Consider the following 25,166-nt stretch of genomic DNA (forward strand, 5'->3'; position numbering starts at 1 on the left):
GGAGACGGCAAGTCGTATGGGGATGAGGCATGCCTCGGCGACGCCTGGAGCCGTAAAGGCAGGTTGCAGACCACCAAAGCATGCGGCGGGTTTGATGGGTAGTGAATCTGTTTGTACGGATGGCCGGGCGTCGGGCTCCAGGCTTGCGGCGCGAGCTTGATGCTTCACGGTCGCGGCTTGCGCCGCTCCTACAGGAGGGCCCAGGCGGCTACGCGGGCTTTCCGGGGGCGCTCCGTGCAGGAGCGGCGTGAGCCGCGATTGTGAATCCTGGCGTGCGGCGCGAATTGGAAACCCCGCGGTCGCGGCTTGCGCCGCTCCTACAGGAGAGCCCGGGCGGCTATGCGGGCTTTCCAAGACGCAGGTGGGCCGCTTCTTGTAGGAGCGGCGTGAGCCGCGACTGCGAAACCTGGCGTGCCGCGCGAGCGCGTTACCCCGCGGCCGCGGCTTGCGCCGCTCCTACAGGGGAGCCCGGGCGTCTACTCGGGCTTTCCGGCGACGCAGTGGGTCGCGCTTACAGGGGGCGTATCAACGGCTCAGCGGAATCTCCAGATAGCTGCCGCCATACCACCGCACCCGCAGCGGTTCGCCGGCATCGGCGATGCTCTCCCCCGCTACCGCCTTGCCGCTGCCGTAGTTGATCTCCTGCTGCGGGTTGCGCAGCACGCTCACCACCGCCACCAGCCGGCTGCCGGGCTGCATGCGTTTGCTGGTGGCGCGGCCGGCTTCGAAGTCGAGCACCGTGCGGTGGCCCGGTTGCAACAGCTGCCTGCGGCTGACGTCGCCGACGTAGCTGGCGCGCGATTGATAGCGCGAGAGTTCGAAATAGCGTTGGTCGGGCAGTTGCTCGTACAGCGAGATGTTGAAGTCGAAGTCGCGTTTGTTGGTTTCGACTTCCAGCCGGCCGGAGAACAGGCCGCTGAATTCCTCGGCCTGATCGAAGGGTGCGCTGACGAAGACCAGGCTGTCGGCGGTGTCGAGTTCGCGGTCGAGGATGCCGCCGCCGGGAACGATGCGGTCGGCGTCGCTGCGGTCGCGCAGGTCGATGGTCTGTTCGGCGTAGCGGTCGGCGGCCGGCGCCAGCGCAGCGAAAGCGTTGCGGCCGTCGTGGCCGGCGGCCCCGAAGTAGAAGCGCTGGCGCCGCTGCGCCATCGCCGCCAGCGAGGGCGCGTGCTTCCATTCGTCGGCGCCCATCACCTGGTAGTTGATGCGGTCGGCCAGCAGCGCGGGCTTGGGCGCGCCCTTGAACACGTAATCGAACCATTGGTAGCGCAGTTCGCCCAGGTCGATCTGCGCTTGCGGGTCGAGCGTGTAGCCGCGCAGTTCCGCGCCGGTGGCGACGGTGCCGCGTTGGCCGCTGATGTGGTTGTAGGGGCCGATCACCAGGTAGTGCTCGGCCTGCGGGCGGTAGCGGTGGTGTTCGCGCAGGTAGTACAGCGCGCCGATCTGGGCGCCGTCGTAATAGCCGGTGGTGGTCAGCACTTTCAGATCCAGCGCGGCGAATTCGTCGCGGTAGGGGATCATCGATTGCCAGTAGGCGTCGTAGTCCGGGTGCGACAGCCAGCGCAGGTAGAACGGGTTGGGCGTGCCGTCGATCTGCGGCAGCTCGCGGTACGGGCGCCCGCCGAGGTACCACTGGCGGTACATGCGGTTCCAGCGCGCGTTGTCCTGCAACGGGGCGTTGTCGACCTGGCGGTTGTTGGTCACGTAGAACGGCCAGTAGTACTGGAAGCCGTAGAAGATGCCGCCTTCCATCGGCACGTCGAGGCCGGGCGCGCCGGTCACCGAGGGCATCAGCGCTTTCAGCGCTTTGGGGCGGCGCTTGGCCGCGGCCCATTGGGTGAAGCCCTCGTAGCTACCGCCGTACATGCCGACGCGGCCGTCGCTCCAGGGTTGCGCGGCGATCCAGTCGATCAGTGCCGCGGCATCGTCGCCATCGTGCTCGTACGGCGTCGGGCGGTCGCGGCTGCAGCCTTTGCCGCGGCTGTTGCCGACCACGCCGATGTAGCCGTTGGAGGCCGAACGCCGCGCTTCGTTGAGGGTGGGGACCGGGTCGGCGTAGATGGTGAAGTTCAGCAGGGTCGGCAGGCGCGCGGGCGCGTTGCGTTGGCGCACGATCAGCGCGCAGACGGTGGCGCCGTCGGGCGTGACCACCGCGACATCGCGCTGAATCAGATAGCGACGCGCGTCGTCCGCGGCGATCAGCGCCGGCAAATGCGGCGCCAACGCGGCGTAGCTGCGTTCGACCTGGTAGCTGCGCAGCAAGGCCAGCGCGACATTGCGGTCCAGCCCGGCCTGTTTGCGCAGCGGCGCCAAGGCATCGGCCAGCGCGCGCTGTTGCCGCGGCAACTCCGCGGCCTCGAAGTTGAGCACGCGCATCGCCACGCCGGCGCTGCGGTCGTCCATGGCCGCGATCAGTTCGGCGAAGGCACGCGGCAGGGCTTGGTCGAACGCCAGCCCCTGCCCCGCCTGCAACGCCTTGGCGCGGGCGTACAAGCGGTACTGGGCGAGGTTCAACGTCACCGGCACCGGGCCCTGGCTGGGGCTGGCGGCGAGTTCGTCGAGGCTGCGTTCGGCGGCAGCGTAGTCGCCGGCTACCAGTTGCAGGCGGAAGCGTTGGTTGAGGTCGCGGGCGCGGTCCGGGTCGCGATGGTCGGCAAGCAGTTGCCGCGCCAGGGCCGGCATGGCGGCGTCCAGGCGCGTCGCGTCGTCGGCGGCGATGGCGGGCATGGCGTAGGACTCGGCGGGATCGGCCGCGCGGGCGATGGAACCGCACAGGCCGACGGCGGCGATGGCCGTGATGAGGATCGGTCGCAGCATTTGCCCTCCCAGGCGCGCATGACTTCCCTGGCTGGATGCGGCCAGCGGCGGAATCGTCGCACAACCGGCACGGCGGCCGGCAACGACCGGACGATTACGCCGGGTGGCTTGCTGTAGGAACGGCGCGAGCCGCGATTGCGAAACTTGGCATGCGGCGCGAGCTGGAAGCTCTGCGTACGGCGCGACGCGCAACCCCGCGGTCGCGGCTTGCGCCGCTCCTACAGGGGGCGGCTGCGACCGAATGTCCCGGGGCCGGCATGTAGCCAATGACGCGCCTCGAACCCGACAATGGCGGTTCCCAACAACGGATGTTGCGCATGCGTGCTGCCGCCCTACTGCTTCTCCTGGCATCGTTCGGTGCCAACGCGATCGTCGTCCGCGACGATGTCCCGGATCTGCGTTATCGCATGGCGGCCTCCGAATTTCCTGCACTGGCGGACCTGCCCGGCGAAGGCCATGGAGTGCTCATCGCGCCGCGGTGGGTCGTAACCGCCGCCCATGCCGTCGCCTGGCAGCACGCTGTGGATGCGGTGGTCGTTGGCGGCACGCGGCGTGAGGTACGCCGCATCGTCGTCCATCCGGGCTACAAGCAGCCGCCCCAGGAGATGATCGACGCCGCGCTGAAATCCGGCGATTGGGAGGCGTTCTTCCAGTTCGCCGCCACTTCCGACGACATCGCTTTGATCGAGCTGGCGCAGCCGGTGGGCGATGTCGAACCCGCGCGCCTCTACAAGGGCTCGGCATTGGGCAAGGTCGTCCGGATCATGGGGCGCGGCGCCACGGGGACGGGTTCGAAGGGCCATGCGCTGCACGGGCCGAACCGGACCGACCTGCGCCAGGGCTACAACCGGATCGGCATCGAGGAAACCCGCTGGATCGGATACACCTTCGACCCGCCGCCGAACGCGCTGCCGCTGGAGGCGTCGACCGGTAGCGGGGACAGCGGCGGGCCGATCCTGGTGGCGGTGGACAAGGAATGGCAGGTCGCCGGCCTGACGGCATGGAAGCGTGGCCTGGTCGAAGGCACCGAACTGCACCCGGGGCGATACGGCGAAACCAGTTACGGCGTGCGCTTGGGGAACTACGCAGGCTGGATCGAAGAGACGATGGCATCGGGCGGCGATTCCGCTAAATCCGCCGGGCGTTGAGGCGGCGCGGGATTTCCAAGACGCAGGTGGGACGCTCTTCTGTAGGAGCGGCGCGAGCCGCGACCGCGAAACTCGGCGTGCGGCGCGAGCTGAGAGCCCGGTGTGCGGCGCGAGCGCGTTACCCCGCGGTCGCGGCTTGCGCCGCTCCTACAAGGGGCCCAGACGGCTGCGCGGGCTTTTCCGGACGCAGGTGGGTCGCTCTTCTGTAGGAGCGGCGCGAGCCGCGACCGCGAATCTTGGCGTGCGGCGCGAGCTGAGAGCCCCGTGTGCGGCGCGAGCGTGTTACCCCGCGGTCGCGGCTTGCGCCGCTCCTACAGGGGGCCCAGACGGCTGCGCGGGCTTTTCCGGACGCAGGTGGGTCGCTCTTCTGTAGGAGCGGCGCGAGCCGCGACCGCGAAACTCGGCGTGCGACGCGAGCTGAGAGCCCCGTGTGCGGCGCGAGCGTGTAAGCCCGCAGTCGCGGCTTGCGCCGCTCCTAAAGGGGCCCCACGGCTACTCGGCGCTGCGCGACTCGGGGTGCCGTACCTGCCCTGCCCCGCGCACGACGAAACGCTCGATGGTCAGCGACTCCACCCCCATCGGGCCGTAGGCGTGCAGGCGCGTGGTCGAGATGCCGATCTCGGCGCCCAGGCCGAGTTGGCCGCCGTCGTTGAAGCGCGAGGAGGCATTGACCATCACCGCGGAACTGCGGGTGCCGCGCACGAAGGCTTCGGCGGTGGCGGCGTCTTCGGTGGCGATGACCTCGGTGTGGTCGGAGCCGAAGCGGGCGATGTGCGCGAGCGCTTCGTCGAGGCCGTCGACCACCTTCGCGGCGATGATCAGGTCGAGGTATTCGGCGGCGTAGTCGGCTTCATCAGCGGCCTGCACCGCATCCGCCAGCACGCCCGTCGCCAGCGCGCGGGTACGTTCGCAGCCACGCACCTGCACCTCGCGCCCGGCCAGCGCGGCGAGCGCGCGCGGGACGAAATCGGCGGCGATGTCGCGATGCACCAGCAAGGTCTCCAGCGCGTTGCAGACGCCCGGCCGCGAGGCCTTGCCGTCGATCAGCAAGCCGAGCGCGAGGTCGAGGTCGGCGGCGCGGTCGACATAGAGATGGCACACGCCCTTGTAGTGCTTGATGACCGGCACCCGCGCGTGTTCGGCGACGAAGCGGATCAGGCCCTCGCCGCCGCGCGGAATCGCCAGGTCGACCAGGTCCGACAACTGCAGCAGTTCGAGCACGTGCTCGCGCGCCGTGTCCTCGATCAGCGACACCGCCGCGGTCGGCAGGCCCTGTTCGCGCAACGCGGCATGCAGGCAGGCGGCGATCGCAGCATTGCTGGCGCGCGCTTCCGAGCCGCCGCGCAGCAACACCGCGTTGCCGGCCTTGAGGCATAGCGCGGCGGCATCGGCGGTGACGTTGGGACGCGCCTCGTAGATCATCGCGATCAAGCCCAGCGGCACGCGCTGGCGCTCGATCACCAGGCCGTTGGGGCGGGTCTCGCGACGGGTCACTTCGCCGAGCGGGTCTGCCTGCGCCGCCACTTCGCGCAGCGCCGCGGCGATCGCGCTCAGGCGCGACGGGTCGAGCCGCAGGCGGTCGAGCATCGCCGCGCTCAAGCCGGCCGCCTCGCCGCGGCCGAGATCTTCGGCGTTCGCGCTGAGAATACTGGCGCTGGACGAGTCGAGCTGCCCCGCCATCGCTTCGATCAGGCGGCGGCGCGCATCACCGTCGAGCGCGGCCAGGACGATCGAGGCGTCGCGCGCCTGTTGGGCCAGGGCCCGGACATAACCGCTCATGGCAAGACTTCCTTGGGCAACTCGGTGACGGCGCCGGGGCCGGCGTCGCCGTTGGAACTTTGCGAAGGCTCGCTGGCGCGATCGAGCAGCACCAGGTCGTCGCGATGCACCACCGATTCGCCGTAACGGAAACCGATCAATGCTTCGATGTCGCGGCTGTGGCGGCCGGCGATCCGGCGCACCTCGCCGGCGTTGTACTGGACCAGGCCGCGCCCGAGCACGGCATCGCCGACGCCGCGCAGCTCGACCACGTCGCCGCGGCGGAACTCGCCTTCGGCCGCGACCACCCCGCCCGGCAGCAACGAGGCGCCGCGGTCGTGCAAGGCCGTGGCCGCACCGGCGTCGATGCGCAGGCAGCCGCTGGCCGGCGCATGCCGCAGCCACTGCTTGCGCGCACGCAGACGGTCGCTGCGCGCCGCCACCAGAGTGCCGTGCAGGCGGCCTTCGCCGAGCGCGGCGACCACTTCGGCATCGCGGCCGCAGAACAGCGCAGTGGCGATGCCGGCGGTGGCGGCCTTGGCCGCGGCTTCGAGTTTGGTGCGCATGCCGCCGGTGCCGAGCGCGCCGGCGCCGCCGCTGGCGGCGTCGAGCAGTTCCGGCGTGACCACGGCCACCTGCGGAATCGGTCGCGCCGACGGGTCGCGCTGCGGGTGGCCGCTATAGAGGCCTCCGATGTCGGTGGCGATCAGCAGCAGGTCGGCATCGACCAGGGAAGCGACGGCGGCGGCGAGGTTGTCGTTGTCGCCGAGTTTCAATTCGTCGACCGCGACGGTGTCGTTCTCGTTGATCACCGGCAGCGCGCCGAGCCGCAGCAACTCGCGCAACGAGGCGCGCGCATTGAGATAACGGCGGCGGTTGCGCAGGTCGTCGTGGGTCAACAACACCTGCGCGACCGGCACCGGCGACAGGCCTTGCCAGAACGCGATCAGCGAAGCCTGGCCCAGCGAAGCCAACGCCTGCCGCAACACTAATCCGTTGCCACCGGCCTCGATGCGGCTGCGCCCGGCCGCGACCGCGCCGGACGACACCAGCACCACTTCGCGTTGTTGCGCGCGCGCTTCGGCGATGAAGCGCGCCAGCCCGGTGGCATAGCGCGGGTCGAGCCCGCCGCCGGCCTGATCGGCGAAACCGGCCAGCAGGCTGCTGCCGACCTTGAGCACAGCGCGACGCCAGTTCGGCAAAGGCTGCGCTATGAAATCCTTTGCCGCAACGCTCATGTCAGTGCCTGCAAGCGTCTGCGCAACACGTCCAGGCGCAGGTCGGCGGAAGCGCCGGGCGAGACGCGCGCGGCCAGGCTCGCTTCCGGATCGCCTTCGGCCCAGCGCGCCGGATCGGCGGCCTGCTTGTAGGCATCGCGGAACGGCAGGCCTTGACGAGCCAGGTCGACGGCCAGGTCGGTGGCGTACATCGACGGGTCGAGCGCAGCGCGGAGGTTTTCGGGCTTCCATTCCAGGTTGCACAGCAAGTCCGGCAACAGTTCCAGCGCGGCCAGGCCGCGGCCGAAGGCGTGGAAGATCGCACCCTTGGAGAACTGCAGGTCGCGGTGATAACCCGAGGGCAACGACAGCAGATGCTCGATCTCCGAGCGTGCGGCAGCGACGCTGGCGTAGCTCGCGCGCATCAGCTCGATCACGTCGGGGTTGCGCTTGTTCGGCATGATCGAACTGCCGGTGGTGTACTCGGCCGGCAGCGCGACGAAGGCGAATTCGGCGGTGGTGAACAGGCTCAGGTCCCAGGCCAGGCGGCGCAGGTCGAGCACTGCGGTCGACAAGGCATCGATCGCGCCGAGTTCGAACTTGCCGCGCGACAGCTGCGCATAGGCCGCCGACATTTGCAGGCGGCCGAAGCCGAGCGCTTGCGTGGTGTGGTCGCGCGCCAGCGGCAGGTTGACCCCGTAACCGGCGGCGCTGCCGAGCGGATTGGCGTCGACCCACTCCAGGGTCTGCTGCGCGCGCACGGCGTTGTCGATGAAGCCTTCGGCCCAGGCGCCCCACCACATACCGGCCGAGGACACCACCGCGCGTTGCAGATGGGTATAACCCGGCAACGGCAGCTGCGCTTCGGCTTCGGCGCGGGCCAGCGCGACCTCGGCGGTCTCGCGGCACAGCGCGTACAGGTGCGACAGGCGATCCTTGAGCCAGAGCCGGGTCGCGACCAGGATCTGGTCGTTGCGGCTGCGGCCGGTGTGGATCTTGCGGCCGGCGTCGCCGAGCCGTTCGATCAAGCGCCCTTCGATCGCCGAATGGCCGTCCTCGAAACGTTCGTCGAGGACGAAGCGGCCGGCACGGAAATCCTCGGCCAGCACGTCGAGCTCGCGGCTCAGGCCGGCGAGCTCGTCGGCGCTGAGGATGCCGATCTGCTGCAGGCCCTGCGCGTGCGCCGCGCTGGCCTGGATGTCGAACAAGAAGAACTCGCGGTCGAGGATCACGTCCTCGCCGGCGAGGAAGTTCTGGATGCGTGCGTCGACCTTGACGCCGGGTTTTTGCCAAAGCAGATCGGACATGGGGGCGCTCGATTCGGTCAGGAGTGCTCGGCGATCCGCACCGGCACGTCGGCCGGCGTCAGTTCGCTGCGTTCGCCGCTGGCGCGGCGCTTGAGTTCGACGATACCGCGATCCAGTCCGCGCCGGCCCACCACGACCTGCCAAGGCAGGCCGAGCAAGTCCATCCGCGCGAACTTGACCCCGGCGCGTTCTGGGGTGTCGTCGTGCAATACGTCGATGCCGCGCGCTTCGAGCTGCGCCTGCAGTTCGACGCAGGTGGCCTCGACCTGGGCATCGGCCGGGTCGAGATTGACCAGGCCGACGCGGAACGGCGCGACCGCATCGGGCCAGATAATGCCGCTGTCGTCGTGGCCGGCCTCGATGATCGCGCCGAGCAGGCGCGACACGCCGATGCCGTAGGAGCCGCCGTGGATCGGCCGCTCGTCGCCTTCCGGCGTGGTCACCAGCGCCTTCATCGGCGCCGAGTATTTGGTGCCGAAGTAGAACACCTGTCCGACCTCGATGCCGCGGGTCTGTAGGCGCTCCTCAGTCGGCACTTCGCGCTCGAAGCGTTCGATGTCGTGCACGTCCTCGGTCGCGGCGTAGCGCGCGGTCCAGGCCTGCACGATCGGTTCCAGGTCGCCTTCGTAATCGGTGTCGTCGCCGGGAATCGGCAGGTCGAGCACGGCGCGGTCGCAGTACACCGCCGACTCGCCGGTCTGCGCCAGCACCAGGAACTCGTGCGACAGGTCGCCGCCGATCGGGCCGGTCTCGGCGCGCATCGGGATCGCGCGGATGCCCATGCGGGCGAAGATGCGCAAATAGGCGACGAACATGCGCCGGTACGAGCGGCGCGCCGCGGCCTCGTCCAAGTCGAAAGAATACGCGTCCTTCATCAGGAACTCGCGCCCGCGCATCACCCCGAAACGCGGCCGCTGCTCGTCGCGGAACTTCCACTGCACGTGGTACAGGTTCATCGGCAGCGCGCGATAAGAGCGCACGTTGGCGCGGAAGATCGCGGTGACCATGTCCTCGTTGGTCGGCCCGTACAGCAGCTCGCGCTCGTGCCGGTCCTTGATGCGCAGCATCTCCGGGCCATAGGCATCGTAGCGGCCGCTTTCGCGCCACAGGTCGGCTAACTGCAGGGTCGGCATCAACAACTCGAGCGCGCCGGCGCGGTTCATCTCGTCGCGAACGATGGCCTCGATCTTGCGCAACACCCGCAGGCCGGCCGGCAGCCAGGAATAGATGCCGGCCGCTTCCTGCCGGATCAGCCCCGCGCGCAGCATCAGCCGATGCGAAGCGATCTGCGCGTCGGCGGGGTTTTCCTTCAATGTCGGCAACAGGTAACGCGACAGACGCATGACGACTTGCTCCAAACGAACCAGCAAACGAGAACCGAATTCCGCCTGTTAATCCCCCCCTTTTGTTGAGGGGGGAATAGCGTGGTGGTTACGGTTACGGTTGCGGTCGCGGCTCCACCTCGATACCAGCCAACTCGTCGAAGCCGAACGCCAGGTTCAAGTTCTGCAAGGCCTGCGTCGCCGCGCCCTTGAGCAGGTTGTCCAGGGTCGATACCACCACCACCCGGCGGCCGTCCTCGGACATGCTGAAGCCGCCGATGTCGACGTGGTGTTTGCCGGCGATCGCGCTGACCCACGGCGCCTCTTCCTGCACCCGCACCATCGGCTCGCCGTCGTAATGGCGGTGATAGTGTTCGACCAGTTCCTCGCGCTCGAAGCGGCGCGACAGGTGCAGGTTCGAGGTGATGGTCAGGCCGCGAAAATGCGCGGCCACGTGCGGCATGAATTCGACCGGGTGGCCGAGGTGACGAGTGACTTCGCGCTCGTGCATGTGCCCGGTCAGCGCGTAAGGCATCAGGTTGTCGCGCAGCTTGTCGGGGTCGTTCTTGTCCGACGGCGAGGTGCCGGCGCCGGAGTAGCCCGACACACCGAAGCACTGCACCGGGCCTTCGAGCACGTTGAGCAGCGGCGCGATCGCCAACTGCATCGCGCTGGCGTAGCAGCCCGGATTGCTGATCCGGCGCTGGCCGTGGTACTGGGCGCGGGTCAGTTCCGGCAGGCCGTAGTACCAGTGGTCGTCGAAGCGGTAGTCCGCCGACAGGTCGATCAACACCGGCTCGGCGCCGACCGCGTCGAAGGCGGCGACGCACTGCGCGGCCTTGCCGTTCGGCAGGGCCAGCACGATCGCATCAGCGCCCAGGCCGGGCAGTTCCTCATGGCTCGGCGAGCTGTAGCGCAGGTCGCCGCCTTTCGCCGCGTACTCGGGGATGTGGTCGGCGAGCGGTTGCCCGACCAGCTCGCGCGAAGACACGAAGGCCAGCTCGAACTGCGGATGCGCGGCGATCAGCCGGATCAGGTCGGCGCCGACATGGCCGCGCGCGCCGACGATGCCTAGGGTCTTAGCCATGGGTCTTGCCTCCGGAAGCCTGCTGTTTGGCTGCATGCTGTTCGAGCTTGTACTGCAGATTGCGTTTCACCGCCGGCCACTCGTTGTCGATGATCGAGAACGCGACGGTGTCGCGGCGGCTGCCGTCGGCATGACGGCGATGGTTGCGCAGCACGCCGTCCTGCTTGGCGCCGAGGCGGGCGATCGCGGTGCGCGAAGCCAGGTTGAACCAACTGGTCTCGAAGCCGACCGCGATGCAGTCCAGCGCCTCGAAGGCGTGGCCGAGCAGCAACAGCTTGGCCTCGGTGTTGAGGCTGGTGCGCTGCACGCGCGGCGCGTAGAAGGTGTAGCCGATCTGCAGCCTCGGCACGCTCGCGTCCATGTCGTAGTAGCGGGTGCTGCCGACCACCTCGCCGGCCGCATCGAGCACCGCATAGGCCCAGGCCGTGCCCCGCCCCTGCATCGCCAGGGCCGCATCGACATAGGCCTCGACCGCTTCGGGCGCCGGCACGTTGGTGTACCAGGCGCGCGCCAGCTCGCCGTCGGCCAGGGCCGTGCGCAGGCCGTCGGCGTGCGCATAACTCAGCGGTTCGAGCGTGACGTGCTCGCCGCTCAATCGGATCGGCCTATGCCAGGCGGCAGCAGTGCGGTCTTCGTTCATGGGTTCAGTCCTGCAGGGTCGGGTCGCGCTGGGAAGAGAACGCCACGCATTCGGCGATCTCGTCGAAGCCGTTCATGCCGTACCAGAACACCTTCCACTTCTCCTGCTTGTAGCAGCCGTCGGACTCGGCGTAATAGAACGGGTTGACCGGGTTGCCGTGGCGCGAGCGCCAGAACAGGCTCGGGTTCTGTTCGCGCATGACCTGCCAGACGGCGCGGCCGAGGCCCTCGCCCTGGGCGTCGTCGAGCACGGCAAATTTGTCCAGATAGGTATGGCCGCCGCCGTCGATCAGGATCACCGCGGCGCGGTAGTTCTCGCTGACATAGGCGCGCTTGAGCGTGGTCTTGTCGAAATAGTCGCCGACCAGTTTGCGCCCGAACGCGGACTCGATCAGGTTGCGCAGGCGCACCAGGTCAAGCTGGTCCCAACGCTCGGCCTGCAGCACGCGCTCGCCGCGCCGCACCAGGGTGCCCGACCCCTTATGGGTAAACAGTTCCTTGGCCAGCTCGGCCGGCTTGGTGATCGACACCGACGAGGTCAGCGGCAACTTGTCCAGCAAGTCCTTGATCTGCTCGATCTTCACCCGCATGCCGCCGTTGATCCACGGCTGCTGGATCAGGTGCTCGTACTCGGTCGACAGGTTGATCGAGTCGATGACCCGGCCCTCGTCGTCGAGCAGGCCGCCGGTGCCGGTCAGGAACACGATCTTGTATGGCTGCAGCACCTGCACCAGTTCGTTGGCGGCGAAATCGGCGTTGACGTTGAGGATCTGCCCGCCGGCGGTTTCGCCGAGGCTGGCGATCACCGGGATCGAACCGGCCTGCAGGCTGGCCTCGATCGGCGCCAGGTTGATCGCGCGCACTTCGCCGACCAGGCCATAGGTGTCGCGGTCGAGATAATCGGCCTCGAACACGCCGGAAATGATCGAAGTCGCGCGCGCATCGCCGGTCTGCAGGGCTTCGACCAGCTTGAGGTTCTGCGCTTGGAACACGCGGCGCACGATCGCCAACGCTTCCGGCGAGGTCACGCGCAGGCCGTTGACGGTCTGCTTCTCGATGCCGGCCGCGGCCAGCTCGGTGTCGAGCTGCGGGCCGGCACCGTGGATCACGATCGGGGTCAGGCCGACGTCCTGCAGGAACGCCAGCGACGAGGTCAACGCGGTGAGATCGTCGCGCAGCACCGCGCCGCCGACCTTGACCACGGCGAAGCGCTTGGCGTCGAGCTGGGAGAAACGTTTGAGGTACTGCGAGATCTCCTTCGCGCTGGCCATGCTGGAAAGCAGGCGCACGATGGTCTGTCGCGTTTGCAGGTGGGCGTCCATCGAAATGCTCATTGCGCGTTGTTGTCCATGATGCGGGCGACGCTGTCGGCGTAACGCTGCAGTTGTTCCAGGGCGACCCATTCGTCGGCGGTGTGGGCCTGGGCGATGTCGCCGGGGCCGTAGACCATCGCGGTCAGGCCGCCGGCCGAGAACAGCGAGGCCTCGGTCCAGAAATCCACCGCGTTGCCGATCGGCAGGTCGAGCGCGTCGGCGAGGTCGCGCGCTTCCAGGCGCCGCTGTTCGGCGGTGGCGACGTCGCCGGCCGGCAGCGAGGGGCCGCGGAAGGTTTCTTCGTAACTCTCGATCGCGCTGGCGTCGGCCATGCCGCGGAAGCCTTCGTGCAGGCCGTCGATCGATTGCGACGGCAGCGGCCGGAAGCCGAAACGCAGCTCGGCGCTCGGCGCGATCATATTGGCCTTGATGCCGCCTTCGACCCGGCCGATGTTGAAGCGCAGGCCGGTCAGGCCGCCGAAGCGCTGGTGCGACTGCGATTCGACGAAGTCCAGGGCCTTGCCGCCCCAGCGGATCGCCTGGTGCAGCGCGCTGGTCTGCATCGCGTTCGCACCCGAGGCGTGGCCGGCGACACCGCGGAACTTCAACAGCACCGAGCTGATGCCGCGATGCGCGAGCACCGCTTCGCACATGGTCGGCTCGGCGATGATGGCTTCATCGAAACCGTGATCGGTGGCGAGGAAACCGGCGATGCAGCGCGGGTCGTTGGCTTCTTCGTCGGTGCTGAACAAAAACGCGGCATCGCCCTTGGTTACCGCGGCGGCGGCGAGCAGGCCGGCGGCCGCGCCCTTGATGTCGCAGGCGCCCAGGCCGATCGCGCGATCCTCGGTGACGCGCAGGGTATGCGGGTCGGCGCTCCAGGCCTGCGACGACGGCACCGTGTCGAGATGGACGTTGAACAAACGCCGCGGCTGCCCGCGCACGGCGAGCATCGACACCGCACCGGCGCCGTGGTCGACGACTTCGATGCGGAAGCCGTCGAGCTGGCTGCGCAGATAATCGAAGATGCCGCCGGTGCCGATCTCGCGCGGCGGATTGCGGGTGTCGAAGGACACCAGGGCCTGCAGGTGCTTCAGGACTTCGGGGAGCATGGTTGGGCTCGAGTCTTTCGCTTGGGTGCGGAACAGAAGTGAGTGGAGAGGAGTGAGGAGTGAGCAGAGCAGGAGCGGAAGCGGCTTTTCAGCTCGTTTCTCACTCCTCTGCGCTCACTCCCAGCAAGGGCCTCAGCGCTTGCGGTTGATCTCCGCCCACAGCGTGCTGCTCATGCCGAACAACTTGATGAAGCCCTCGGCCTCGGCCACGCCCCAGTCGGCGGCCTGAGCATAGGTCGCGCCCTTGGCGTTGAGGATGTGCGCCGAGTCGATCGCGACCGCGTTGACCACGCCGCCCGAGGTTTCCAGCACCACTTCGCCGTTGACCGTGCTCTGCGAGCTGGCCAGGAAAGCTTCCAGGTCGGTCTTGAGCGGGTCGTGGAAGAAACCTTCGTAGACCAGCTCGACCCACTTGCGCGCCACGTCCGGCTTGAAGCGGTTCTGCTGCTTGCTCAGCACCGCCTCTTCCAGCGCGCGGTGCGCGGTCAACAGCGCGATCAGGCCCGGTGCTTCGAAAATGATCCGGCCCTTGAGACCGATGGTGGTGTCGCCGGTGTACAAACCACGACCAACGCCATAGCGCGCAAAAAGCCCGTTGAGCTTAGCGAGCAAAACATGGCCTGCGGTGGCCTCTCCGTTCAGTGCGACAGCCTCACCGTTTTTGAACGTCAACTTCACCGACAAGGTTTCGCTCGGCCATTCCGCGCGCGGCTTGCACCAGCCCACCGCGCCCTCGCCCGGTGCCTGCCAGCGGTCGATCTCGCCGCCGGACATGGTCAGGCCGAGCAGGTTTTCGTTGATCGTGTAGGCCTTCTGCTTGGCGCGTACGCCGAAGCCGCGCTCTTCCAGGTACTTCTGCTCGTAGGCGCGCACTTCGGTGTGTTCTTTCTGGATTTCGCGGATCGGCGCGACGATCTCGTAATCGCCGAGCGCCTTCACCGCCAGGTCGAAACGCACCTGGTCGTTGCCCATGCCGGTGCAGCCGTGGGCGATGACCTTGCAGCCCAGCTCGGCGGCGCGCGCCAGCGCGGCCTCGACGATCAGATAACGGTCCGACACCAACAGCGGGTACTGGCCCTGGTAGCCCTCGCCGGCCCAGACGAAGGGCTTGACGAAGCCCGACCAGATCGCCGGGCCGCCGTCGACGGTGACGTGGCTGGCGACGCCGAGTTCGGCGGCGCGCTGCTCGATGAAGGCGCGCTCTTCGGCATCGACGCCGCCGGTGTCGGCGAACACGGTGTGCACGGCCCAGCCGCGCTCCTGCAGGTAAGGCACGCAGAAGCTGGTGTCGAGGCCGCCGGAGAAAGCTAGGACGATATTGCGCTCGGTCATGGGGGTTTCCGGGGAGAGAAATCAGTGGAGAGGAGTGAGGAGTGAGTAAGAGCGGGAGCGTGGGAGGAAGGAGGAGCGAGCAGTTGCCCTACTCACTCCTCTGCACTCACTCCTGGATCAAAGCGGCCATGATCGCCTTCTGCACGTGCAGGCGGTTTTCGGCTTCGTCGATGGCGATGCACTGCGGCGAATCCATCACCGCGTCGGTGGCCTTGACGTTGCGGCGCAGCGGCAGGCAATGGCTGAAGACGCCGTTGTTGGTCAGCGCCATCTTGGCTTCGTCGACGATGAAGTGCTGGTACTGGTCGCGAATGGGTTTCTCCGGGCCCCAGTTGCCGAAGTACGGCAGCGCGCCCCAGCTCTTGGCATAGACCACGTCGGCGCCGCGGTAGGCGCTGTCGATGTCGTGGCTGACCCGCAGCGAACCGCCGCTCTCGGCGACGTTCTGCTCGGCCCAGCCCATGTAGCGCTCGTCGAGCACGTACTCCGGGGTCGGGCACAGCAGGGTCACGTCCATGCCCATGCGGGTGGCGATGGTCAGCGCCGAGTTGGCCACCGCGGTGTTGAGCGGCTTGGGGTGATAGGTCCAGGTCAGCACGTACTTCTTGCCGCGCAGGTCGCTGGTGCCGAAGTGCTCCTGCAGGGCCAGCGCGTGGGCGAGCTCCTGGCAGGGGTGGGTGATGGTTTCCATGTTGATGACCGGCACCGGCGAGTACTTGGCGAAGCTCGCCAGCACCTTGTCCTGGCGGTCGTTGGCCCAGTCGACGAACTTCGGGAACGCGCGCACGCCGATCAGGTCGACGTAGCGGCCGAGCACCTTGGCCACTTCGGCGATGTGCTCCTCGGTGTCGCCGTCCATCACCGTGCCCAGCTCGAACTCGATCGGCCAGGCGTCCTTGCCGGGCTGCAGGACCACGGCATGGCCGCCGAGCTGGAACGCGCCGAGCTCGAAACTGGTGCGGGTGCGCATCGAGGGATTGAAGAACACCAGCGCGATCGACTTGCCCTTGAGATGGTCGCCGAGCTTGCTGCGCTTGAACGCGGCGGCCTGCGCCAGCAGCGCATCGAGGTCGGCGCGCGACCAGTCCTGGGTGTTGAGGAAGTGCTTCATCGGTTGGCTCGGTTCCGTAACGGGAATTGGGAATCGGGAATGGGGAATCGGTTAGAACGGTTGCGCTGTGGCCGGCAGTCGCGAGAGGAGACGGATAACGGCGTACTGCTTTGCCGACTCCCGACTTCCCATTCCCGATTCCCGACCCGAAAAACAAAAAAGCCCAGCGCTAAGGCTGGGCTTTTCGTGTGTGGTGCTTGTTACACGAACGACGGCGAGCGCCGTCACCCAGCTGATTGGCAGGGCAACGGTCGACGCGCGCGCGAGGTCATGCCCGCCGCCATGTAGGCGGAGGTCAGGATGTCGGCGTCGGCGTAGTTCGGGTTCATGAGGCCGCGAATGCTCGCATGGGCAGGCCCGGGGCGCAAGCCGGCCGGGGCCCGTCCAGGGGCGTAGGGATCAGCGCGAGGTGCTGATGGGGGTGATGATCGGGGTCACCGCGACCCGGATCCGCAGCTTGTTGCCGGGGTCTTCGGGCAGGCGCGAGCGGAACCGGCTGCCCTTGTAGACGTAATCGACGTCGTAGGCGATCGGGCGGCGGAACTCGCGCTCGACCGGCACCGGCTTGCAGTTGTCGCCGGTGCTGGGCTTGGGATTGCGCTCGCGGCCGAGGGCTTCGCGGACCGCGCCGACCACGCGCGACAGGCGCGAATCCTCCGGGGTGGTCGGTTCCGGCTCGCACTGCTGCTCGACCGTGGTGGCGCGCAGGGTCTGGTAGACCGGCGTCACCTTCAGCACCTGGGCGTAGTCGAATCGCACGTTTTCGGCCTGGATCACCGTGTGCTGGGCCGCCGCCGGCATCGTCCACAGGCCAGCCAGGGCGCTGACGAGCACCAGGATCGAAGCCTGCAGGACGGTTCGGTTCATCGGGCTCGCGGAGTGGGATTCGTAAACAAAGTGTAAGAGCAGTGTCCGCTCACGGCCTGAATCCCGCCTTTAGACCTTGTCCCTGCGAGCTCTCGCGCCGGTGTCGGCGGCGCTTCACAGGCCCGGAGCCGCCCGGATTGCGCATCGGGCCGCGCCGCCGCGCCCGAATCCTCGCGATCTTCGCCGGGCCTCGCCCGCCGGCCGGGCCGTGCGCGCCGGCACCGGCCCGGCGAACCGCGAAGCGGAGCGGTCGCATCGCCGGCCCCGCATCGCCGGCCCGATCGCCACGGCGCGCGCCGCAGGCCTCATCGGCCGTTAGAATGAACCGAACCCAAGCCGTATCTCCATGAGCCTGCATCTCTACAACAGCCTGTCGCGACAGGTCGAAGCCTTCGTCCCGCTGGATCCGGCACGCCCGACGATGTACGTCTGCGGCCCCACGGTCTACAACTTCGCGCATATCGGCAACGCCCGCGGCCCGGTCGTGTTCGGCGTGCTCGCCGACCTGCTGCGCCGGCGCTACGGCGTGCTGGCCTACGCGCGCAACATCACCGACGTCGACGACAAGATCAACGCCGCGGCCGCCGAACAGGGCGTGCCGATCTCGACCATCACCGATCGCTTCGCCGCCGCCTACCGCGAAGACATGTCCGGCCTCGGCGTGCGCCTGCCGGAGATCGAGCCGGCCGCGACCGCGCACATCGGCGAAATCGTGACGATGATCGAGCGCCTGATCGAAAACGGTCACGCCTACGCCGCCGAAGGCCACGTGCTGTTCGCGATCGAGACCTACGACGGCTACGGCAAGCTGTCGCGCCGCGACATCGACGACATGCGCGCCGGCGCCCGCATCGAGGTCGCGCCGTACAAGCGCGACGCCGGCGACTTCGTGCTGTGGAAGCCCTCGACCGGCGACCTGCCCGGCTGGGACTCGCCTTGGGGCCGCGGCCGCCCGGGCTGGCATATCGAATGCTCGGCGATGGCCGCCGCCCACCTGGGCGAAACCATCGACATCCACGCCGGCGGCGTCGACCTGGTGTTCCCGCACCACGAGAACGAAATCGCCCAGAGCGAATGCGCCCACGGCGGCAAGACCTTCGCCCGCTTCTGGCTGCACAACGGCATGCTCAATTTCGACGGCGGCAAGATGGCCAAGTCGAAGGGCAACATCGAGACCGTGCGCGACCTGCTCGGCAAGCACCCGGCCGAGGCGCTGCGCTATGCGCTGCTGTCGGCGCATTATCGCCAGCCGCTGGAATGGTCGCCGGGCCTGATCGAACAAAGCGCGCGCACCCTGGACCGCCTGTACGGCACCTTGCGCGAGCTGGCCGAGGTCGACGCCGGCACGGTCGCGATCCCGGCGAGCATCGAGGCCGCGCTCGAGGACGATCTCAACACGCCGCAGGCCCTGGCCGAACTGGCGCGCATCGCCGGCGAAGCGCGCAAGGCCAGCGACCCGGCCGAACAGGCCCAGCTCAAGCGCGACCTGCTCGGCGCCGGCCTCGCCCTCGGCCTGCTGCAGCAAGACCCGGCGGCATGGTTCGTCGGCGCGGTCGATGCCGGCGACGACGCCCGCATCCAGGATCTGGTCGACGAACGCAACGCCGCCAAGAAGGCGCGCGATTTCGCCCGCGCCGATGCGATCCGCGACCAACTCGCCGGCGAAGGCATCCTGCTCGAGGACACGCCGGCCGGCGTGCGCTGGGTCAGGAAGCGCGCCACGCAGCCGGCCTGAAGCAGACCGCCGCTGCGCTTGCGGACGCCCGGCCGGCGACGGCCGCGGCGCACGCCCCGAATACCGCGCCAGGGACGGCCGCCTACCGTGATCGAATCGATGATAGTCAGTCCCTTCCCGCTCGAATCCACCGCCGCGCAGGCGCAGGCCGCGATCCGCGAGGAATTCGCCTTCTTCGGCGACTGGTCCGAGCGTTATCAGTACCTGATCGACCTCGGCCGCAAGCTGCCCGACCTGCCGGATGAGTGGAAGACCGAACAGCATCGCTTGCTCGGCTGCCAGTCGATGGTCTGGATCGTGGTCGAAGGCGACGCCGACAAGCTGGTGTTCCATGCGATCAGCGACTCGGCCATCGTCTCCGGCCTGATCTACCTGGCCCTGCGCGTGTACTCGGGCCGCAGCGCGACCGAGATCGTCGCCACCCAGGCCGACTACATCGCCGACATCGGCCTGGCCAAGCACCTCTCGCCGACCCGCAGCAACGGCCTGGCGGCCCTGCTCGCCTTCGTCCGCGACCAGGCGCAACGCCGGCTGTGAGTACGGACGCCGACCGCCCCGGCGCTGTCGGCCCCGGCTCGCGCGACGCCATCGCCACTACCGCCCAAACGCCGGCCGCGGCGCCCGCTCCGACGGCCACTCCGGCGGTCACTCCGGCGGCCACTCCGGCAATTGGCGCCGCGCAGTTGCTGCGCAATCCGGGCTTCGTCGGCCTGCTGGTGTATCGCTTGCTCGGCATGCTGTCCTACCAGATCGTCGCGGTCACGGTCGGCTGGCATGTCTACGAAATCACCCACGACGCGCTCGCGCTCGGCCTGATCGGCCTGACCGAGGTCATCCCCTACTTCTGCTTCGCCCTGTTCGCCGGCTATGCGGTCGATCACCTGCCGCGGCGCAAGCTCGGCCTGTTCGCTTGCCTCGGCTTGCTGCTGACGACGCTGATGCTCGCCGGCGTCGCCAGCGGCCACCTGCCGACCGGCGCGTTCGGTTTCGGCACTTTGACCATCTACGCGGCGATCGCCGTCAACGGCGTGGTCCGCGCCTTCCTTGCGCCGGTCTACATGTCGCTGTTCGCGCGCGTGCTCAAGCGCGAGCATTACGCGCGCGGCGCCGGCGTCAGCAGCGTGGTCATGCAGACCGGGCTGGTGCTCGGCCCGGCCATGGGCGGCGCGCTGGTCGCCTGGGGCGGCAAGACCTCCGCGTACCTGGTCGCGGCCGGCTTCGCCCTGGCGGCGGCGATCGCGATCATCTCTCTGCGCGTGACCGAACCGCCGGCGCCGGCCGAACGTGCGCCGGTGTTCAAGAGCATCGGCGAAGGCCTGCGCTTCGTCTTCAATAATCAGGTGGTACTGGGCGCACAGGCGCTGGACATGTTTTCGGTGCTGTTCGGCGGCGCGGTGGCGCTGTTGCCGGCCTTCATCAACGACATCCTGCACTACGGCCCGGAAGCCCTGGGCGTGCTGCGCGCGGCGCCGGCCGCCGGCGCGGTGCTGATCGGGCTGTGGCTGGCCAAGCACCCGCCGCAGAAGAACGCCGGCCACCTGCTGCTGTACGCGGTGGCGGGGTTCGGCCTGTGCATCATCGGCTTCGCCCTGTCGCGGCAGTTCTGGCTGTCGGCGGCGATGCTGATGCTGTCGGGCATGTGCGACGGCGTTTCGGTGGTGCTGCGCTCGACCATCCTGCAACTGTCCACGCCCGACGAAATGCGCGGCCGGGTCTCGTCGATCAACGGCATCTTCATCGGCTCCTCGAACGAGCTCGGCGCGTTCGAGTCCGGCCTGGCGGCGCGCCTGATGGGCCTGGTGCCGTCGGTGATCTTCGGCGGCTGCATGACCCTGGCGGTGGTCGGGGCGACCGCGAAACTGGCGCCGAAGCTGCGCCGGCTGGACCTGCGCGACCTGCAGTGAAGCCGCGCCGCGGCCGGATCAATCGCTGCGCAGTCTGACCCGGCGACTCTCCGCTTCGGGATGCTCCGCTGCGTCGGCGCGCGGCGCGGGTTTGCGCAGGGCCGCCGCGACCGCGGCGACCAGGGCGATCAGGCCGTTCAACGCCACCGCGGCGACTGTCACCAGCACGTCGCCATAGCTGCCGGCAGCGCTGGGCTCGGCATCGAGGTTGGCCAAGTACCAGACGCCCAAGCCGATCAGCGGCGAGCCGAGCACCAGGCTGAGAACGAACAAGGCCGAACCGGCGACGCGGTTGAAGCCATACGACAGCCGCCACAGCAAGACGTTGAGGCCGATGATCGACACCGGTGCGGCCAGTAACAGCAGATCGTCCATGAATCGTCGCCGGTGATGCAGTGGCCGCCACGGTAGCACCGTCTCGCCGGCGCGGCAGTAGCCGGCCGCTGTCGCCGCCACCGCGGCCGAGCGCCGCGCGGGCGCGACCCGAGCGTGCCGGACCGACGCGGCTCGCATCGCAAGCGACGGCCCAAAACGAAAAGCCCCGCTTGCGCGGGGCCTTTCGTGATGCGGGACGGAAGCGACGGTTCAGTCGCCCATCTGCTTCTGCAGATGTTCCCAACGCTCCTGGGCGTCGATGGTGCGCTCGGCGGTCAGGCGCGCCTCCAGGCGCTCCAGGCCGATTTCTTCGCCGGTGTCGACGCAGAAACCGTAGTCGCCGGAATCCACGCGCTTGAGGGTGCTGTCGATCTTGCTGATCAGCTTGCGGTAACGGTCGCGGGTGCGAAGCTCGAGCGAGTTTTCGGTCTCGCGCGTGGCGCGCTCGGCCTCGTCGCCGACATCGCGCACTTCGTCCTTGAGGTTCTCGATGGTCTGCTTCGACTCTTCGACCAGGTCGGTACGCCACTGCAACAGACGCTGGCGGAAGTACTCCAGCTGCAGCGGGCTCATGTATTCCTCGTCCGACGCCGGCTTGTAGCCTTCCGGCACGAGCGGACGGCCCGTCGCCGGGTCGTTCTTGTAGGGCACGACCTTGACCTTGGTTTTCGGTGCGGGGGTTTGTTGAGTCTTGGCGGTGACGGCCACGGCGACCTTGCCGGCCGGGCGCACGACCGGAGCGGCGGTGGTTGTCGCGGGCTTGCCCGCGGAATTTTTGCTGGATGCTGTCTGGGTCACTGTGTTCTTGCTTTGGTCGGAGATGCTGACGACCTGCGTCGGGGCGGCCTTGGAGGGCGGCGACGATGCGGGCTGCTTGTCGGCAGGCTTGGCTGCGGGCTTCACAGCTTCGGGCTTTTTCACTTCAGTTTTTTTAAGCTCGGGCTTCTTGGCTCCGCTGTCCTTGCCTGCCGCGGATTTCTTGGCCGGTGCCGCGGGCACCGCCTTCTTCGCCGGAACCGCCGGCTTGGCGGCCGGCTTGTTCGCGGCCGGAGCCTTGGCAGGCGCCGTCTTCTTCGCGGGCGCGGCCTTCTTGGCCGCTGGTTTGCTCGGCGTGGCTTTCTTGACTGCTGCCGTCTTGGTCGCCGCGGGCCTGCTCGCAGGCTTCTTGGCCGCGGGCGTCTTGACCGCAGGCTTCTTGGCGACCGCCTTCTTCGGCGCAGGCTTGGCCACGGGTTTGGCCACCTTCTTAGCGGCCGGCTTGACGGTCTTCTTGGCGGCCTTGGCGGCCTTCTTCGCAGGTTTTTTCACTGCCACGAGCGGCTTGTCCTTCTATTCCCTGAGGGCGCCCCCGGACGCGGTCCAGGAGCTTCGCGGGCCAAGCATGACCCACCCGGTCATCAAATGCACATGCGTTCGACGACCGCAAGTGAAATCCGACATTACGCCGGTTTTCGCCCGGTCCGAGCAAACATGGCGGCTTCGCTTCCACGCCGCGCGGACCTTCGTCTTGCACTTGCCTTGTTTGGGGAAAGCGCGCTGTTATACCCTGCTGCGGCACCCGCGGCAACCGCGCGAAATACCCGGCCAAACGCAATGCCCGCGGGTCTATCCAGCGCCCCGGCCCTGTCTTAGTCCCTACCGTTGCCGGCATGAAGGAAACGTGATCGACCGCCTGCTCATCGCCCTGCTTCATGGCTACAAACGTTGGATCAGTCCGATGTTAGGCCAGCGCTGCCGCTTCTATCCCAGTTGCTCCTCGTACTCGATGCAGGCCATCGAGCGCTTCGGCGCGCTCAAGGGCAGCTGGCTCACGGTCCGGCGCATCGCGCGCTGCCATCCCCTGCACCCCGGCGGGCACGATCCGGTGCCGCCCCTGGAACCTGGAAAGCACTCATGTCATCGACACTGATCGTCAACGCCCGCCTGGTCAACGAAGGACGCGAGTACGACGGCGACCTGCGCATCGAGGACGGCCGCATCGCCCAGATCGGCAGCGGCCTGGCCGCGCGCGGCAACGAAACCGTGGTCGACGCCCGGGGCCGGCGCCTGCTGCCGGGCATGATCGACGACCAGGTTCACTTCCGTGAACCGGGCCTGGAGTACAAGGCCGACATGGCGACCGAGTCGGCCGCGGCGGTCGCCGGCGGCCTGACCACGTTCATGGACATGCCCAACACCAATCCCCCGACCCTGGATGCGCAGGCGCTGGAGGACAAATACCGCCGCGCCGCCGGCCGCGCCTGGGGCAATTACGGCTTCTACCTGGGCGCCAGCAACGACAACCTGGCGGCGATCCAGACCCTGGACCCGCGCACGGCGCCCGGTGTGAAAGTGTTCATGGGCGCCTCGACCGGCAACATGCTGGTCGACGATCCGGTCACCCTCGACGCGATCTTCCGCGACGTGCCGACGCCGATCATCACCCACTGCGAAGACACACCGATGATCGACGCCGAACTGGCGCGCTACAAAGCACAGTATGGCGACGACATTCCGGCCCGCTTCCATCCCGACATCCGCTCGCGCGAGGCCTGCAAGAAATCCACCGAGCTGGCGATCTCGCTGGCGCGCCGGCACGGCACCCGCCTGCACGTGCTGCACATCAGCACCGCCGACGAGTTGGCGCTGTTCGAAGCCGGCCCGATCGAAGGCAAGCGCATCACCGCCGAGACCTGCATCCACTTCCTGCGCTTCGACCGCGACGACTACGAGAAGCTCGGCCACCTGATCAAGTGCAATCCGGCGATCAAAGACCCGGCCGACCGCGAGGCGCTGATCCGCGCGGTGGCCGGCGACGTCATCGACGTGCTCGCCACCGACCACGCCCCGCACACCCTGGAAGAAAAGGCCCGCCCCTACACCGGCGCGCCGAGCGGCCTGCCCTTGGTGCAGTTCGCGCTCAACGCCGCACTGGAATTGGTCCACGAAGGCCACTTGACCACCGCCCAGGTGGTCGACAAGTTCGCCCACGCGCCGGCCAAGCTGTTCGACGTCGACCGGCGCGGCTTCCTGCGCGAGGGCTATGCCGCCGACCTGGTGCTGATCGACGACACGCCCTACACGGTGCAGCGCGAGGACGTGCTGTCCAAGTGCGGCTGGTCGCCGTTCGAGGGCCGCACCTTCCATTCGCGGATCGCCTCGACCTGGGTCAACGGCGTGCTGGCCTGGGACGGCAGCGCCCTAGTCGGCGCACCTAACGGACAACGCCTGGCGTTCAATCGATGAGAGCAGTGCTGGCAGGGTCGATGTTGGTTGTGGCGTGGCTGGTGCCGGTGGCCTTCGCCGGTGCGCAAACCGTCCCGGTCGCGGCGCCGGCACGCGCGCCGGCCGACACCCGCATCGTGTTTCCGCCGGCGGTGCAACAGGGCGCGCTGGTGATCGGCAAGGTTCCGGCCGGCAGCGTCGTGCGCTACGGCGAGCGCGTCCTGCGCACCACCGGCTACGGCACCGTGGTGTTCGGCGTCGGCCGCGAGGCCAGCGGGACGCTGGCCTTGCAGGTCGAAACCGCGCCGGGCCGGGTCGACACCGTGCGCATCGCGGTGACGCCGCGCGATTTCCCGACCGAATACATCCAGGGCGTGCCGCCCAAGACCGTCAACCCGCCGCCTGAGATCGCCGCGCGCATCGAGCGCGAGCAGGCCGAAGTCACCGCCGCGCGCGCCCGCGACGACGACCGCGCCGATTTCGCCCAGCCCTTCGTCTGGCCGGTGCGCGGCCGCATCAGCGGCCGTTTCGGCAACCAGCGCGTCTACAACGGCCAGAAAGGCTCCGGCCATTCCGGCATGGACATCGCCGCGCCGACCGGCACCGCGATCGTGGCGCCGGCCGCCGGCGTGGTCACCTTCGCCAAGCCCGGTCTGTACCTGACCGGCGGCACCGTGCTGCTCGACCACGGCCACGGCGTCAGCTCGAATTTCCTGCACCTGTCGCGCATCGACGTCAAAGTCGGCGATCGCGTCGCCCAGGGCCAGACCCTCGGCGCGGTCGGCGCAACCGGGCGCGCGACCGGCCCGCACCTGCACTGGGGCATGAACTGGTTCGACGTGCGGGTCGATCCGCTGCTGGTGTTGGAACGCGGGCAAGCGACCCAGGCGGCGAAAACGCCGGCGCTGTAGAACGTAT

Annotated in this window: 21 protein-coding genes; 7 read left to right on the forward strand and 14 right to left on the reverse strand. The window is 68.4% G+C overall.

Annotated features, from left to right (window positions below; all coding sequences use genetic code 11):
- Window positions 1–525: 525 nt before the first annotated feature.
- Window positions 526–2,817, reverse strand: coding sequence for a CocE/NonD family hydrolase (locus GLA29479_RS21280; protein ID WP_057972786.1), 2,292 nt, complete (start codon window positions 2,815–2,817; stop codon window positions 526–528).
- A gap of 317 nt (window positions 2,818–3,134) precedes the next feature.
- Between GLA29479_RS21280 and GLA29479_RS21285 the strand changes: the two genes are divergently transcribed.
- The gene (locus GLA29479_RS21285) at window positions 3,135–3,965 is read left to right on the forward strand and encodes a S1 family peptidase (protein WP_169795715.1); all 831 of its coding nucleotides are present in this window, start codon (window positions 3,135–3,137) and stop codon (window positions 3,963–3,965) included.
- Window positions 3,966–4,457: 492 nt separating this feature from the next.
- Here GLA29479_RS21285 and GLA29479_RS21290 read toward each other — a convergent pair whose 3' ends face one another.
- From GLA29479_RS21290 to GLA29479_RS21340, 11 genes are all read right to left on the reverse strand, one after another.
- The gene (locus tag GLA29479_RS21290; protein ID WP_057972788.1) at window positions 4,458–5,744 is read right to left on the reverse strand and encodes a glutamate-5-semialdehyde dehydrogenase; all 1,287 of its coding nucleotides are present in this window, start codon (window positions 5,742–5,744) and stop codon (window positions 4,458–4,460) included.
- Complete coding sequence (proB, locus tag GLA29479_RS21295; RefSeq protein WP_057972789.1) at window positions 5,741–6,961, reverse strand: glutamate 5-kinase; 1,221 nt, start codon at window positions 6,959–6,961, stop codon at window positions 5,741–5,743. Before proB ends, GLA29479_RS21290 begins: the two co-directional genes overlap by 4 nt.
- Entirely contained in the window at window positions 6,958–8,247 is a 1,290-nt protein-coding gene (gene argH / locus GLA29479_RS21300; protein ID WP_057972790.1) for an argininosuccinate lyase, read from the reverse strand. Before argH ends, proB begins: the two co-directional genes overlap by 4 nt.
- A gap of 17 nt (window positions 8,248–8,264) precedes the next feature.
- Complete coding sequence (proS, locus tag GLA29479_RS21305) at window positions 8,265–9,590, reverse strand: proline--tRNA ligase (protein ID WP_057973301.1); 1,326 nt, start codon at window positions 9,588–9,590, stop codon at window positions 8,265–8,267.
- A 94-nt stretch (window positions 9,591–9,684) separates the two neighbouring features.
- Window positions 9,685–10,656, reverse strand: coding sequence for an N-acetyl-gamma-glutamyl-phosphate reductase (gene argC / locus GLA29479_RS21310; RefSeq protein ID WP_057972791.1), 972 nt, complete (start codon window positions 10,654–10,656; stop codon window positions 9,685–9,687).
- Complete coding sequence (locus tag GLA29479_RS21315; protein WP_057972792.1) at window positions 10,649–11,296, reverse strand: GNAT family N-acetyltransferase; 648 nt, start codon at window positions 11,294–11,296, stop codon at window positions 10,649–10,651. The genes argC and GLA29479_RS21315 overlap by 8 nt, the downstream gene beginning before the upstream one ends.
- A gap of 4 nt (window positions 11,297–11,300) precedes the next feature.
- Window positions 11,301–12,629: an acetylglutamate kinase gene (locus tag GLA29479_RS21320; protein ID WP_057972793.1), complete on the reverse strand. Its 1,329-nt coding sequence runs from the start codon at window positions 12,627–12,629 to the stop codon at window positions 11,301–11,303.
- Complete coding sequence (locus GLA29479_RS21325) at window positions 12,626–13,720, reverse strand: acetylornithine deacetylase (RefSeq protein WP_057972794.1); 1,095 nt, start codon at window positions 13,718–13,720, stop codon at window positions 12,626–12,628. The genes GLA29479_RS21320 and GLA29479_RS21325 overlap by 4 nt, the downstream gene beginning before the upstream one ends.
- Before the next feature lie 132 nt (window positions 13,721–13,852).
- Window positions 13,853–15,052 (reverse strand): argininosuccinate synthase, encoded by a 1,200-nt coding sequence (locus GLA29479_RS21330; protein ID WP_057972795.1) that lies wholly within the window; start codon window positions 15,050–15,052, stop codon window positions 13,853–13,855.
- A 106-nt stretch (window positions 15,053–15,158) separates the two neighbouring features.
- Complete coding sequence (locus GLA29479_RS21335; protein ID WP_057972796.1) at window positions 15,159–16,163, reverse strand: N-acetylornithine carbamoyltransferase; 1,005 nt, start codon at window positions 16,161–16,163, stop codon at window positions 15,159–15,161.
- Window positions 16,164–16,562: 399 nt separating this feature from the next.
- Entirely contained in the window at window positions 16,563–16,964 is a 402-nt protein-coding gene (locus tag GLA29479_RS21340) for a hypothetical protein (RefSeq protein ID WP_057920109.1), read from the reverse strand.
- A gap of 406 nt (window positions 16,965–17,370) precedes the next feature.
- On the opposite strand from GLA29479_RS21340, the gene cysS reads away from it, so the two are divergent.
- From cysS to GLA29479_RS21355, 3 genes are all read left to right on the forward strand, one after another.
- A complete protein-coding gene (gene cysS / locus GLA29479_RS21345) occupies window positions 17,371–18,765 on the forward strand; it encodes a cysteine--tRNA ligase (protein ID WP_187308525.1) in 1,395 nt (464 codons plus the stop codon).
- 99 nt (window positions 18,766–18,864) lie between these two features.
- Window positions 18,865–19,302 (forward strand): SufE family protein, encoded by a 438-nt coding sequence (locus tag GLA29479_RS21350; protein WP_031370537.1) that lies wholly within the window; start codon window positions 18,865–18,867, stop codon window positions 19,300–19,302.
- Window positions 19,303–19,433: 131 nt separating this feature from the next.
- Window positions 19,434–20,669 (forward strand): MFS transporter, encoded by a 1,236-nt coding sequence (locus GLA29479_RS21355; protein WP_057973302.1) that lies wholly within the window; start codon window positions 19,434–19,436, stop codon window positions 20,667–20,669.
- Window positions 20,670–20,687: 18 nt separating this feature from the next.
- Here the strand turns inward: GLA29479_RS21355 and GLA29479_RS21360 are convergent, their stop codons facing one another.
- Window positions 20,688–21,044 (reverse strand): hypothetical protein, encoded by a 357-nt coding sequence (locus GLA29479_RS21360; RefSeq protein WP_057918470.1) that lies wholly within the window; start codon window positions 21,042–21,044, stop codon window positions 20,688–20,690.
- A gap of 210 nt (window positions 21,045–21,254) precedes the next feature.
- A complete protein-coding gene (dksA, locus tag GLA29479_RS24010; RefSeq protein ID WP_082638886.1) occupies window positions 21,255–22,358 on the reverse strand; it encodes an RNA polymerase-binding protein DksA in 1,104 nt (367 codons plus the stop codon).
- Between the two features lie 346 nt (window positions 22,359–22,704).
- On the opposite strand from dksA, the gene yidD reads away from it, so the two are divergent.
- From yidD to GLA29479_RS21380, 3 genes are read left to right on the forward strand one after another with little or no spacing between them, the layout of a single operon-like run.
- Window positions 22,705–22,953: a membrane protein insertion efficiency factor YidD gene (gene yidD / locus GLA29479_RS25875; RefSeq protein WP_031370542.1), complete on the forward strand. Its 249-nt coding sequence runs from the start codon at window positions 22,705–22,707 to the stop codon at window positions 22,951–22,953.
- On the forward strand, window positions 22,938–24,269 hold the full coding sequence (locus GLA29479_RS21375; protein ID WP_057972797.1) for a dihydroorotase: 1,332 nt from the start codon (window positions 22,938–22,940) through the stop codon (window positions 24,267–24,269). Before yidD ends, GLA29479_RS21375 begins: the two co-directional genes overlap by 16 nt.
- Entirely contained in the window at window positions 24,266–25,159 is an 894-nt protein-coding gene (locus tag GLA29479_RS21380; RefSeq protein WP_057972798.1) for a M23 family metallopeptidase, read from the forward strand. The genes GLA29479_RS21375 and GLA29479_RS21380 overlap by 4 nt, the downstream gene beginning before the upstream one ends.
- Window positions 25,160–25,166 lie beyond the last annotated feature (7 nt).

The organism is Lysobacter antibioticus (assembly GCF_001442535.1).
Taxonomy (GTDB): Bacteria; Pseudomonadota; Gammaproteobacteria; order Xanthomonadales; family Xanthomonadaceae; genus Lysobacter; species Lysobacter antibioticus.